This window comes from Mycobacterium europaeum (assembly GCF_002102155.1).
GTDB classification, from domain to species: Bacteria; Actinomycetota; Actinomycetes; order Mycobacteriales; family Mycobacteriaceae; genus Mycobacterium; species Mycobacterium europaeum.
The window spans coordinates 19,062-32,095 of sequence record NZ_LQOU01000044.1; the positions used below are offsets into that span (position 1 = coordinate 19,062).

The 13,034-nt window shown below is 68.0% G+C and carries 13 protein-coding genes; 11 read left to right on the forward strand and 2 right to left on the reverse strand.

All coding sequences use genetic code 11. From position 1 onward, the window contains the following. Positions 1-58: 58 nt before the first annotated feature. The 8 genes from AWC03_RS20595 to AWC03_RS20630 all read left to right on the forward strand — a co-directional run bounded on the left by AWC03_RS20595 (position 59) and on the right by AWC03_RS20630 (position 7,992). On the forward strand, positions 59-643 hold the full coding sequence (locus AWC03_RS20595; RefSeq protein ID WP_085242566.1) for an acyl-CoA-like ligand-binding transcription factor: 585 nt from the start codon (positions 59-61) through the stop codon (positions 641-643). Between the two features lie 56 nt (positions 644-699). Beyond that, positions 700-1,698, forward strand: coding sequence for an ABC transporter substrate-binding protein (locus AWC03_RS20600; protein ID WP_085242567.1), 999 nt, complete (start codon positions 700-702; stop codon positions 1,696-1,698). A 112-nt stretch (positions 1,699-1,810) separates the two neighbouring features. Then, positions 1,811-2,485, forward strand: coding sequence for a 5-oxoprolinase subunit B family protein (locus AWC03_RS20605; protein ID WP_085242568.1), 675 nt, complete (start codon positions 1,811-1,813; stop codon positions 2,483-2,485). A gap of 15 nt (positions 2,486-2,500) precedes the next feature. After that, positions 2,501-3,415: a 5-oxoprolinase/urea amidolyase family protein gene (locus AWC03_RS20610; RefSeq protein WP_085242569.1), complete on the forward strand. Its 915-nt coding sequence runs from the start codon at positions 2,501-2,503 to the stop codon at positions 3,413-3,415. Between the two features lie 634 nt (positions 3,416-4,049). After that, a complete protein-coding gene (locus AWC03_RS20615) occupies positions 4,050-5,456 on the forward strand; it encodes a nitrate/nitrite transporter (RefSeq protein WP_085242570.1) in 1,407 nt (468 codons plus the stop codon). 77 nt (positions 5,457-5,533) lie between these two features. Further along, positions 5,534-6,679: a uroporphyrinogen-III synthase gene (locus tag AWC03_RS20620; protein ID WP_085242571.1), complete on the forward strand. Its 1,146-nt coding sequence runs from the start codon at positions 5,534-5,536 to the stop codon at positions 6,677-6,679. Beyond that, complete coding sequence (locus tag AWC03_RS20625; RefSeq protein ID WP_085242572.1) at positions 6,676-7,455, forward strand: sirohydrochlorin chelatase; 780 nt, start codon at positions 6,676-6,678, stop codon at positions 7,453-7,455. Before AWC03_RS20620 ends, AWC03_RS20625 begins: the two co-directional genes overlap by 4 nt. A gap of 84 nt (positions 7,456-7,539) precedes the next feature. Further along, positions 7,540-7,992 (forward strand): TetR/AcrR family transcriptional regulator, encoded by a 453-nt coding sequence (locus AWC03_RS20630; protein WP_085242573.1) that lies wholly within the window; start codon positions 7,540-7,542, stop codon positions 7,990-7,992. Between the two features lies 1 nt (position 7,993). Here AWC03_RS20630 and nirD read toward each other — a convergent pair whose 3' ends face one another. After that, entirely contained in the window at positions 7,994-8,350 is a 357-nt protein-coding gene (gene nirD / locus AWC03_RS20635) for a nitrite reductase small subunit NirD (protein WP_085242574.1), read from the reverse strand. Further along, positions 8,347-10,926: a nitrite reductase large subunit NirB gene (nirB, locus tag AWC03_RS20640; RefSeq protein WP_085242575.1), complete on the reverse strand. Its 2,580-nt coding sequence runs from the start codon at positions 10,924-10,926 to the stop codon at positions 8,347-8,349. Before nirB ends, nirD begins: the two co-directional genes overlap by 4 nt. Positions 10,927-11,153: 227 nt before the next feature. Between nirB and AWC03_RS20645 the strand changes: the two genes are divergently transcribed. From AWC03_RS20645 to AWC03_RS20655, 3 genes are all read left to right on the forward strand, one after another. Continuing rightward, entirely contained in the window at positions 11,154-11,603 is a 450-nt protein-coding gene (locus tag AWC03_RS20645) for an Hsp20/alpha crystallin family protein (RefSeq protein ID WP_085242576.1), read from the forward strand. A gap of 209 nt (positions 11,604-11,812) precedes the next feature. Next, positions 11,813-12,118 (forward strand): hypothetical protein, encoded by a 306-nt coding sequence (locus AWC03_RS20650; protein WP_085242577.1) that lies wholly within the window; start codon positions 11,813-11,815, stop codon positions 12,116-12,118. A 78-nt stretch (positions 12,119-12,196) separates the two neighbouring features. Continuing rightward, positions 12,197-13,024, forward strand: coding sequence for a hypothetical protein (locus AWC03_RS20655; RefSeq protein ID WP_085242578.1), 828 nt, complete (start codon positions 12,197-12,199; stop codon positions 13,022-13,024). Positions 13,025-13,034: the final 10 nt, after the last annotated feature.

Sequence of the window (13,034 nt, forward strand, 5' to 3'; positions counted from 1 at the left end):
AACGGCGGTTCGTCGCTTGTCAGAACTTTTTACCCCCCGAGTGCGGGAGAATTGCCGCATGCCGGCGACCGATCAGCTCCTGGGGCTGCGCGAACGCAAGAAGATCAAAACCCGCCATGCCCTCCGCCGCGAGGCGTTCCGCCTGTTCGACGCGAACGGCTACGCCGCCACCACCATCGAACAGATCGCCGAGGCCGCCGAGGTGTCGCCCAGCACGTTCTTCCGCTACTTCGGCTCCAAGGAGTCGTTGCTGCTCGCCGACGACCTCGACCCGCTGATCCTGGCGGCGTTCGACGCCCAGCCACCCGACTTGTCGCCGAGCCAGGCGATCCGCCGCGCCTACGCAACGACGATGGCCGGCCTGACGCCCGAGCAGCAGGAGTTCGAGAACACCCGGCAGCGGCTGATCTTCTCGATACCCGAGCTCAAGGCCGCCCTCTACGACGAGTACCACCGCACCGTCAACGTCATGGCGGAGGCGATCGGTCGCCGGATCGGCCGTCCCGCAACCGATTTCGAGGTCCGCGTGTACGTCGGCGCGATGGTCGGCGCCATGATGGCCGCCTACGACAGCGCGCCGAAGACCTCCGACACCATCTATCGCGCCCTGGACTTCCTGGACGCCGGCATGCCGCTGGGCTGAGCGGCGCAACCGCGCGGCGATGTCGTCGCGAGCGCGGAACGCGATAATCTCACGCGATGCCACAGGGTTGGAATCGACGGGGATTCTTGCAGCTCGCAGCGGCTGCGGCCGTCGCTGCGGTCGCCGGCTCCCCGGCGGCGTGCTCGTCGCGCAAACCGTCCCCGGGCACGGGCGGCGGCAAATCCGTGACGATCGACCACCTCTTCGGTCAGACCGTGATCAAGGAGCCCCCCAAGCGCGTGGTCAGCGCCGGTTACACCGAGCAGGACGACCTGCTCGCGGTCGGCGTCGTGCCGATCGCCGTGACCAACTGGTTCGGTGATCAGCCGTTCGCGGTGTGGCCGTGGGCACAGCCCAAACTCGGCGGCGCCCAGCCGGTGGTGCTGAGCCTCGACAACGGCATCCCGGTCGACCAGATCGCGGGGCTCAAACCGGACCTGATCGTGGCCACCAACGCCGGGGTGGACGCCGACACCTATCAGAAGCTCTCCGCGATCGCCCCGACCGTGCCGCAGTCGGACGGCGACGCCTTCTTCGAGCCGTGGAAGCAGCAGGCCACCGTCATCGGCCGGGCCGTGTTTCAGGCCGACCAGATGAAATCGCTGATCGACGGCGTCGACCAGAGATTCACCGCCGTCGCCAGGGAACACCCGAACTGGACGGGCAAGAAGGCGTTGCTGATGGAGGGCACGCTCTGGCAGGGGACCGTCGTCGCGACCATGGCGGGCTGGCGCACCGACTTCCTCAACCAGATGGGGTTGGTGATCGCCGACAGCATCAAGCCCTTCGGCAGCGACCACCGCGCCGTCATCCCGCGCGATCACGTCATAGCGGTGCTCGACTCCGCCGACGTGGTCATCTGGACGACCGAGAGCCCCGACGACCAGAAGGCGTTGCTCGCCGACCCCGACGTGGCGGCGTCCCAGGCCACCGCGCAGAACCGGCACATCTTCACCACGAAGGAGCAGGCCGGCGCAATCGCGTTCTCCTCGCCGTTGAGCTACCCCTTGGTCGCCGACCAGCTGCCCCCGCAACTGGCCAAAATCCTCGGTTAGATGCCCGCCGCGCCAGCGGCGTTTGAGTGTTTGCTAAGGCAGCTCTGGCAGTGTTCGAAAATCCGACGCTCGCCCCTCGCCCGGCCCACGATCGTGCGGTTACCGTCGAGTAATGAGCGTGACGGACCTTACCGGCAACATGGCCAAGGAGCTGCCGACGGAACTGGTCGGCAACACGGTTCTGGACTTCGGCGACAGCGCGCTGATGCTGCAATGCGGCGGCACCGCCGAGGTGCTGGCATGGGCGGCGCAGTTGCGGGCCGCGGCGTTGCCCGGCGTGGTCGACATCGTCCCGGCGGCCCGCACGGTGCTGGTGAGGCTCGACGGGCCGCGCCACCAAGGCGTGGTCCGTCAGCGACTGCGCAAGATGCGGGTCACCGCCGAGCAGGACACCGCTGCGCCTCGCCGCGCCGACGTGGTCATCGACGTCGTCTACGACGGCCCGGACCTCGCCGAGGTGGCCGGGCACACCGGACTGACCATCGCGCAGGTGATCGACGCCCACACCGGTTCGCTCTGGAGGGTCGGATTCAGCGGGTTCGCCCCGGGCTTCGCGTATCTGGTCGACGGGGATCCGCGCCTACAGGTGCCGCGCCGCTCGGAGCCGCGCACGTCGGTGCCCGCCGGCTCGGTCGGTCTGGCCGGCGAATTCAGCGCGGTATACCCGCGCCGGTCGCCGGGCGGCTGGCAGCTGATCGGCCGCACCGACGCGGTCATGTGGGACCTCGCACGGCCCGCACCGGCGCTGCTGACGCAGGGCATGTGGGTCCAGTTCCGGGCCGTCTGAGGTAAGGAGACCGCCGTGGCAACCCTGGAGATCCTCCGCACCGGACCGCTCGCCGTCGTCCAGGACCTGGGCCGGCCGGGGCTGGCCCACCTGGGCGTGAGCCGGTCGGGGGCCGCCGACCGGCGCGCGCACCAACTGGCCAACCGGCTGGTCGCCAACCCCGGTGACCGCGCCACCGTCGAGGTCACGTTCGGCGGTTTCGCGGCCCGCGTCCGGGGCGGCGACGTCGACATCGCGGTAACGGGGGCCGACACTGACCCGACCGTCGACGGAAACAGGTTCGGCACCAACAGCATTCAACACGTTCGCGACGGCCAGGTGATCGCCTTGGGCATGCCCCGCGCCGGGCTGCGGACCTATCTGGCGGTGCGCGGTGGCATCGGTGTGGAGCCGGTGCTGGGCTCGCGCAGCTACGACGTGATGTCGGCCATCGGCCCGGCGCCGCTGCGGGCGGGAGACGAGCTTCCCGTCGGTGAGCACACCCCCGACTACCCCGAGCTGGACCAGGCCCCGGTGGCGGCGATCACCGGCGACCTGGTCGAACTGGCCGTGGTGCCCGGGCCGCGCGACGACTGGTTCGTCGACCCGGATGTCCTGGTGCACAACCATTGGGTGGCCTCCGACCGCAGCGACCGCGTGGGGATGCGCTTGACCGGCCGCCCCCTGCAGTACTGCTACCCGGACCGCCAGCTGCCCAGCGAGGGCACCACCCGCGGCGCAATTCAGGTGCCGCCCAACGGTTTACCGGTGATCCTCGGACCAGATCACCCGGTCACCGGCGGTTACCCGGTGGTGGGCGTGGTCGTCGACGTGGACATCGACAAGATCGCCCAGGTGCGCCCCGGCCAGTCGGTGCGCCTGCACTGGTCGCGCCCTCGGGCTGCGGTGGTTGTTCACTCACAGGTCGGTGCCACGGGCTCGCCCTTGTGACGGCGCACACGATTGCCGGGTCGACCCACGCACGTTTGCCCCTCGAGCGGCAAGGATGTGTTCTACAGCTCACACATGACCGTACGCCAGGGACGAATTCACCTGCGCGGGCGCGAATATCGTCGCTCGCCCATTGGGCGCTCGAGAGCGTCTCCGACCAGGGGTCTTTGCGGCCCCGACCGTTCTTCAGCGATTTGCCAGATAACTGGTAATCAACTAACAGGCGATTTCACCCGAATCGAGTTGACCCGCTCCCCTCGTTGATGTGAGCATCGAAAACTACGGCGGGGCATGCCTCTTCGGTTTGAGGTGCCCACGTGGCGTCGCCAGCCAGATTCCGCGCAACTCTCCCGGCCCACGGGTTGAGCTCACCGATTCCTGGTCCGTCGTCAGCCGGATGCGCCGGCTAGTGGAGCCTGACGAGAAGGAGCCGTATGCACGCCGCCTTGGGGGCTGTCCGCGACCCGGCTGTGGCTCAGCGTCCGCTTCATACCTCAACGCTCCCAGGCGATCTCGGCGAAGGATGGGTGACGCTGACATCCACGAAGCCTCGGCGACAAGTGCGCCGCCGGCCGACGGCACGGCGCGGTGCCAAACCCCGGAAAGAATGCCGTCGATGAAAGGTGACCATCGGATGAGCCGCGATCACCGCATCACGCATTGGGATCCAGAAGACGCCGTGGCCTGGGAGGCCGGCAACAAGAAGATCGCTCGCCGCAACCTGCTCTGGATCATCGCGTGCGATCACATTGCGTTCGGCGTCTGGACCCTGTTTCCGGTGATGGCGCTGTTCATGCCCCAGAGCGTCTACGGCTTTTCGGCCGCCGACAAATTCCTCCTCGGCGCAACGGCCACCTTCGTCGCCGCTTGCCTGCGTATCCCCTATTCACTTGGCATTGCCACCTTCGGCGGGCGCAACTGGACGGTGTTTTCGATCCTGGTCTTGGTCGCGCCCACCGCCGGCACGATCTGGCTGCTGGCTCACCCCGGTCTGCCGCTGTGGCCGTATCTGGTGTGCGCCGCCCTCACGGGAATGGGCGGCGCCAATTACGCGGCATCGATGACAAATACCAACTTCTTCTACCCGCATCGGCGCAAGGGCTTCGCGCTCGGCTTCAACGCCGGCGCCGGCAACCTCGGCGTGCCGATGATCCAGCTGGTCGGGCTCTTGGTCATCGCCATCGCCGGCCGCCGCCAACCGTATTGGGTGTGCGGGCTCTACCTGGTCCTGCTGACGGTCGTCGCCATCGGAGCGGCCCATTACATGGACAATCTCGAGCACGCCACGTACGACGTCAGCCATCTGCGCTCGATCCTGTTCGAGCGCGACACCTGGCTGCTCGCGATGCTCTACCTGGGCACCTTCGGCTCCTGGATCGGGTTCTCGTTCGCCTTCGGCCAGGTGCTGCAGATCAACTTCGTCGGCACCGGCCAGAGCCACGCGCAAGCCTCTTTGCACGCCGCCGAATTCGCGTTCATCGGCCCGGCGCTGGGGTCGATAGCCCGCATCTATGGCGGGCGGCTGGCCGACCGGGTCGGCGGCAGCCGCGTCACCCTGGCGGTCCTGGCCACGATGGGAATCGTCACCGCGTTTCTCATCGCCATCAGCGTTCACGACGACCACACCCCAGGCCTCACGACCTCGGCCACCATGGTCGGTTACGTCTGCGGCTTCATGGCCCTGTTCGCTCTGGCCGGGCTCGGCAACGGGTCGGTGTACAAGATGATTCCGTCGGTCTTCGAGGCGCGTAGTCGTCGGCTCGAGATGCCCGAGGCCGATCGTTGCCGATGGTCGCAGGCCACGTCGAGCGCGGTGATCGGATTCGTCGCCGCGTTCGGCGCGCTCGGCGGTGTGGGCATCAACCTCGCACTCCGGCAGTCCTACATCAGCACCGGCACCGACACCTTGGCGTTCGCGGCCTTCTTGGCCTTCTACGTCTCGGCCGCCATCGTGACCTGGGGAAGGTATGTGCGTCGGCCCGCCTCGACGGGCGCGTCCGTAGCGGACGCCCAAGCGCACTCCGAGCCCGCCCGGATGTGAGACCACCCTCATGGCGGGCAATGCGCAAGCAATTGCCAGGTAACGCAACCGAAATCTGATGGGCATACACAGGTGATATGGGCCAGCCGGACTCCCAGCCGCTGACGGGCTACCGCATCGCGGTGACGTCGGCGCGGCGCTCCGAGGAGCTGTGTGCCCTGCTCAGCCGCCAGGGCGCCGAGGTGTGCAGCGCGCCGGCGATCAACATGATCGCGCTGCCCGACGACGACGAACTGCACCGTAACACCGAGGCGTTGATCGCCGAACCACCCGACATCCTGGTCGCCCACACCGGCATCGGCTTCCGCGGGTGGCTGGCCGCCGCCGAGGGCTGGGGGCTGGTCAACCCGCTCCTGCACGCGTTGTCGTCGGCCCGCGTCGTCTCGCGCGGACCGAAGGCGACCGGCGCGCTGCGCGCCGCAGGCCTGCACGAGGAGTGGTCCCCGGAATCGGAGTCATCCCAGGAAGTGCTGGAATACCTGCTCAAGTCGGGCGTGGACGGGCTGCGGGTGGCGGTCCAGCTGCACGGCGCCGCGGACGCGTGGGATCCCTTCCCGGAGTTCCTCGGCGGGCTGCGCATGGCGGGCGCCCAGGTGGTGCCCGTCCGGGTATATCGCTGGAAGCCAACGCCGTTGGGCGGCACGTTCGATCAGCTCGTGACGGGCATCGCCGCGCGCCAGTTCGACGCGGTCACCTTCACGTCGGCGCCCGCGGCCGCGGCGGTGCTCGAGCGCAGCCGCGAGCTCGACGTCGAGGACCAACTGCTGGGCGCCCTGCGCAGCGACGTGCACGCGATGTGCGTCGGCCCGGTGACGTCCAAGCCGCTGATCCGCAAAGGCATCCCGACGTCATCGCCGGAACGAATGCGGTTGGGCGCCTTGGCCCGTCACGTCGCCGAGGAGCTGCCGCTGCTGGGCTCGTGCACGGTCCGCGCGGCCGGCCACACGGTCGACATCCGCGGCACCTGCGTATTGGTGGACGGCTCGATCAAGGTGCTGTCACCGTCGGGCATGGGCATTCTGCGCGCGCTGGCGAAGCGCCCCGGCGACGTCGTCGCCCGCGGCGATCTGTTGCGCGCGCTGCCCGGCAACAGCAACGACCCGCACGCCGTCGATACGGCCGTGCTGCGTCTGCGAACGGCCCTGGGCGACAAGAACATCATCGCGACGGTGGTCAAGCGCGGCTACCGGATCGCGACCGATCAACGGCCGGATGTCCCATGACGCTGATCCTGGTCGCACACGGCACCCGCCGGCCCGAGGGTGTGTCGATGGCGGAAGACCTTGCCGCACAAGCGGGCTCGCTGATCGGACGCCCGGTGGAGCTCGCGTTCGTCGACGTGGTGGGCCCCACGCCCAGCGAGGTGCTGTCGCGGGTGAGGGCCACCGGCCGGCCTGCGGTCGTGCTGCCCGCGTTCTTGTCGCGCGGCTACCACGTCCGCGCGGACCTACCGGCCCACGTCGGGCGCAGCGGGCATCCCGACGTCATCGTCACGCCGGCCCTGGGCCCCAGTGGCCAGCTGGCCCGGATCGTCGGCGACCAATTGGTCAAATGCGGCTGGCGTCCCGGCGATTCGGTGATCCTGGCGGCGGCGGGAACCTCGGATGTCAAAGCGCGCGCCGACCTGCACACCACCGCGACGCTGGTGTCGGCGCTCACCGGGTCGCGAGTGAGCCTGGCGTTCGCGGCCAGCGGAGATCGGCAGCTGCCCGAGGCGGTGGACGAGGCGAGGCGCCACGCTCGCCGTAACAACGCGCGCGTTGTGGTCGCGTCCTACCTGCTGGCCGACGGCCTCTTCCAGGAGCGGCTGTACGCCTGCGGTGCCGACCTGGTCAGTCGACCGCTGGGCACCCATCCCGGCCTGACCCGCCTGATCGCCAATCGATTCCGCCGGGCCATGCCGCCGGTGCTCGCCCCCACCATCCGGCACGCTTCGCGCCGGTCGAGCGTGCACCGACTGGTTCACGACCGCCTCGTGCGCCCCAATCCCGCCGCGTGAGGAAAGCCGCGAAGAGCCGGCCGTTGAGGCGCGCCGACGCCGCCCACGCTTGATCTTTGGCCTGATTCCGGCGATCCTGGCACCATGTCCCGTCGCGAAGAGCCGTCGCGCGGGCTCCTCGACCCGGTGGCCAAGATGCTGCGGTTGCCCTTCGGCACACCGGAATTCATCGACCGGATCGTGACGGGCGGGGCCAATCAGGTGGGCCGGCAAACGCTGCGCATGCTGATCACCACCTGGGACGCCGCCGGCGGCGGGCCGTTCGCCGCGAGCGCCATCGCGTCCACCGGGATGGCCAAGACCGCCGAAACCGTCCAGAGCATGTTCGTCGGGCCGGTGTTCGGCCCGCTGCTCAAGTTGCTCGGGGCCGACAAGGCCGCCACGCGCGCCTCGTTATGCGCCTCGCAGTTGGTGGGGCTGGGCATCATGCGCTACGGCATCCGCTCCGAGCCGCTGCATTCGATGTCGGTCGACGCGCTCGTCGACGCGATCGGCCCGACGATGCAGCGCTACCTCGTCGGCGACATCACCCGCTAGGCTAGGCGGCGATCCGGCCGACCTGGACGAAGCCGTCGGCGGTGATGCGCGCCGGATACACCGGCACCGAGAAGTTCGGATCGTCCAGGCATTCGCCGTCTTCCAGCGAGAAGGCCTGCTTGAGGATCGGCGATTGAACGGTGACCCGGCCCCCGCGGTCGCCCACGATGCCGCGCGAGAGCACGGCCGCGCCGGAGAACGGGTCGACGTTGCCGACCGCGTGCACCGAGCCGTCGTCGAGCCGGAACAACGCCGCCTGGGAGCCGTCGTCGAGCAGCACACCGACTCCCCGGCCCGGGATGAGACGGTCGTACTCGCAGGCCGTCGTCCATACCGCAATGTCGTTGAGAAGCGTCATGATTCCTCTCCAGCTCCCGTACGGATCTTCGGCATCCCAATGGACACCGGGATTTTGCGCCCGGCATGCTCGGTGAATTCCACCGTCGAATCGACTTCGTCCGGGGCGTTGACGAACGAGACGAACCGCGACAGCTTGTCGGGGTCGTCGAGCACGCCCTTCCATTCACACTTGTAGTTCTGCACGTGCCGCTCCATTGCGGCCTCGAATTCCCCGGCCAGGCCCAGCGAGTCCTCGCACACGACCTCGCGCACGTGATCGAGGCCGCCGTCGAGCGAATCGACCCAGGGCGCCGTGCGCTGCAGCCGGTCGGCGGTCCGGATGTAGTACATGATGAACCGGTCGACGTAGCGGACCAGCGTCTCGGTGTCCAGGTCGCTGGCCAACAGCTGGGCGTGCTTGGGCGTCATGCCGCCATTCCCGCCGACGTAGAGGTTCCAGCCTTTTTCGGTCGCGATGACGCCGACGTCCTTGGAGCGGGCTTCGGCGCACTCGCGCGCACAACCCGAGACGCCCATCTTGATCTTGTGCGGCGCCCGCAGACCCCGGTACCGCAACTCCAGATCGATGGCCAGCTGCACCGAATCCTGCTGCCCGTAGCGGCACCAGTCGGTGCCGACACAGCTCTTCACGGTGCGCAGCGCCTTGCCGTAGGCGTGGCCCGATTCCATGCCGCCCTCGACCAGCCGCCGCCAGATCTCCGGCAGCTGGTCGACCCGCGCGCCGAACATGTCGATACGCTGGCCGCCGGTGATCTTGGTGTAGAGCCCGAAGTCCTGTGCGATCTGGCCGATCAGGATCAGATGCTCGGGTTTGATGTCACCGCCGGGCACCCGCGGCACCACCGAGTAGCTGCCGTTCTTCTGGATGTTCGCCAGGAAGTGGTCGTTGGAATCCTGCAGCGAGGCCTGCTCGCCTTCGAGGATGTGGTCCGAGCCGGTGGAGGCCAGGATCGAGGCGACCACGGGTTTGCAGATGTCGCAACCCTTTCCGCGACCGAAGCGCTCCAAGAGGCCGGAGAAGGTCCGGATCTCGGTGGCCGAGATGATCTCGAAGAGCTCCGCCCGGGACTGGCTGAAGTGCTCGCACAGCGCCTTGGACTGTTCCACGCCCTCGGCTTCCAGCAGCTGCTTGAGCAGGGGCACACACGAGCCGCACGACGTGCCGGCCGACGTGCACGACTTGAGCGAGGGCACGTCGGCGCAGCCGTCGGCGATCGCACACTTCAGGTCGCCCTTGGTGACGTTGTTGCAGGAGCAGATCTGGGCGGAATCGGGCAGCGCACCGATTCCCAACGCCGGAGCGTCGCCGGAGACCGGAGCGATCAGCGCGAGCGGGTCGCCCGGCAGCTCGCTGCCGACCATGGGCCGCAGCACCCCGTACGCCGAGGCGTCGCCCACCAGGACTCCGCCCAGCAGGGTCTTCGCGTCGTCGGACAGCACCAGCTTGGCGTAGGTTCGCTTGACCGCGTCGTTGATGGCGACCTCGAGGCAGTTCTCGGTCACCCCCATCGCATCGCCGAAGCTGGCGACGTCGACGCCGAGCAGCTTGAGCTTGGTGGACAGGTCCGCTTCGCCGAACTCCGCGGCGCCGTCCAGCAGGCGGTCGGCCACCACCTCGGCGGAGGTGTAACCGGGCCCCACCAGGCCGTAGCACCGGCCCTGGATCGCGGCCACCTCGCCGACCGCGTAGATGTCCGGATCGCTTGTGCGGCAAGCCAAATCGGTGAGCACACCGCCGCGCTCGGCAAGGTCGAGGCCCGCGGTCCGGGCCAGCTCGTCGCGCGGCCGGATGCCGGCCGCGAAGATGACCAGCCCGGCGTCGATGACCTCGCCGTCGGTCAGGCGCACCCGCACCGACGACACCCCGTCCGGGTGGTCGATCGCTTCGATCGACTCCGTGCCCGTGCCCACGTGCACCGCGATGCCCAGGTCACCGACCATCTTGGCCAGCAGCGCGCCGCCGCCCTCGTCGATCTGCTGGGCCATCAGTCGTGGCATCATCTCGACGACGTGCGTCTGTAAGCCGAACTGGCGCAGTGCATTGGCGGCTTCCAGGCCCAGCAGACCACCGCCGATGACCACACCCGCCGGGGTGCGGCCGGCTTCCACCGTGCGCTGGGCGTCGGCGCGGATGGCGTCGAGATCGTCGAGCGTGCGGTAGACGTGGCACGCGGGCAGGTCGTGGCCCGGCACCGGGGGCACGAACGCGTAGGAACCGGTGGCCAACACCAATGTGTCGTAGCCGCACCGCTGCCCGTCGGCCGTCACCACGGACTTCGCTTCCCGGTCGATCTCGGTCACCCGGGCGTTCAGCACCAGCCGAACCCGTTCGTCACCCGCGTAGTCGTTGCCCGGCAGTGCCAGCAGCTTGCGGTCCCAGCTCTCGGTGTACGAGGTCAGCCCGACGCGGTCGTAAGCCGCGTCCGCCTCCTCGGCGAAAACCGTGATGCGCCACGACCCCTCGGTGTCGCGCGCCCGGAGCGCCTCGACCAGACGGTGCCCCACCATGCCGTGCCCGACTACGACGGTGTGACGGCCCGCACAGTGCGCGCGCGAAATCCCGTCTGCAGCCATGGCTTTGAGGTTAGCGGTCAGAAATTACCGCGGTTTCGCCCAATGTGACGGTCCTATGACGAGGATCTCACAACTCACAGGGAGCGTTGTGAATATTCGTTCGCCAAAGGCGAACGCCTAGGTGGAACTTAAGCGTGGTCGACTCATGTTTCTCCTTGTAGCCGGCCGCAACGGCGCCGGACACAGCAAATCCACAACAAAGCTCAAGGAAGTGCAAGGAGATCCCGATGAGTAACCTCGCATTGTGGTCGCGACCGGCCTGGGACACCGACCGGTGGTTGCGCGACTTCTTCGGCCCCGCCGCCTCGGCGGACTGGTACAAGCCCGCTACCAGCGGTTTCAATCCGGCTGCGGAGATCGTCAAGGACGGTGACGACGCGATCGTACGCGTCGAGCTCCCGGGCGTTGACGCCGAGCAGGATGTCAACGTCGAGGTCGACCGCGGCCGGCTCGTGATCCATGGCGAACGCCGCGATCAGTACGCCCACGACGAAGGGGAAGGTGTCGGGCGCACCCTGCGCGAGGTCCGGTACGGCTCCTTCCGCCGCTCGTTCCAGCTGCCGGCCCACGTCACCGGGGACGCCATCACGGCCTCGTACGACGCCGGGGTGCTGACGGTGCGGGTCGCCGGCGCGTACGCCGGAAGCCAGGCGCAGCGGATCGCGATCAGCAAGTAACAGGTGGACAACGGTTCCGGCGGGGCCCGCACCCCGCCGGAACCGCTTGCCGCGCCGCGGTTTTCTCCGGTCACCCGAGCCGGTCAACGATGCGCGCGCTCGGCGGCCATCAGGAAGTAAGAAAGCGAGTCGGCTGACGCCGGGCTGTGCCGTGGATAGGATCGCAAGCGTACTGTGATCCGCAACACCACCCGCCTAGGAGATTTCCGTTGACACTTCCTACTGGCACGACTGAACTCGCCGAACTTCACGACCTCATCGGCGGCCTGCGGCGGTGCGTGGGTTCGTTGAGGAATCGCTACGGGGACACCCCGGCGATGCGGCGCATCGTCATCGACGCCGACCGCATCCTGTCCGACGTCGAATTGCTCGACACGGACGTGTCCGAACTGGACCTGACGCGCGCCACGGTGCAGCATTCCGCAGAGAAGATCGTCATCTCCGACACCCCGTACGACACCGAATTCTGGCGCGATGTCGACGACGAGGGTGTCGGGGGTCACAGCAGGTACTGACAACCCAAGCCCCCCGGAAGTGAGGGGGTGCTCTCTGTGTACCCTTCGACCAACAGCCCGTTCGAAGAGGAACACTAGATGAGCGCACCCACGGCGAACCGTCCTGCGTCCGGTGTCTTTTCACCCACACGCGCCCGCATCCCGCAACGGACCCTACGTACCGACCGGTGGTGGGTGTCGCCGCTGAGGATCGACCTCGGCTTCGCCGCGTTCCTCATCTACGCGACGGCGCGCGCGTTCCAGCAGAATTACTTCTTCGTCCCGAAGTACCACTACCTGACGCCGTTCTACTCGCCCTGCGTGAGCAAGGCCTGCGGTGAGGCCGGCGACTTCTGGCCGCAGATCCTGCCGGACGTGTGGTGGCTGCCGTACGCGGCGCTGACGCTGCCGTTCCTCTTGCTGTTCCGGCTGACCTGCTACTACTACCGTGGCGCCTACTACCGCACGGTCTGGCAGTCGCCCGTCTCCTGCGCCGTGGCCGAGCCGCGCGTCCACTACACCGGTGAGACCCGGTTCCCGCTGATCGTGCAGAACAGCCACCGGTACTTCTTCTACATCGCCGGCATCATCTCGGTGATCAACACCTACGACGCGATCATCGGTTTCCACTCCGACTCCGGCCCGCACGGCTTCGGCTTCGGCCTGGGCAACCTGATCATGGTGGGCAACGTCATCATGCTGTGGGTCTACACGCTGTCCTGCCACTCGTGCCGGCACGTGACCGGCGGGCGGCTCAAGCACTTCTCCAAGCACCCTGTGCGGTACTGGATCTGGACCCAGGTCAGCAAGATCAACACCCGACACAAGATGTATGCCTGGATCACGCTGGGCACCCTGATGCTCACCGACTTCTACATCGCGCTGGTGGCCGGCGGCGCCATCCCTGACCTGAGATTTGTTGGCTGAAAAGCCTTTC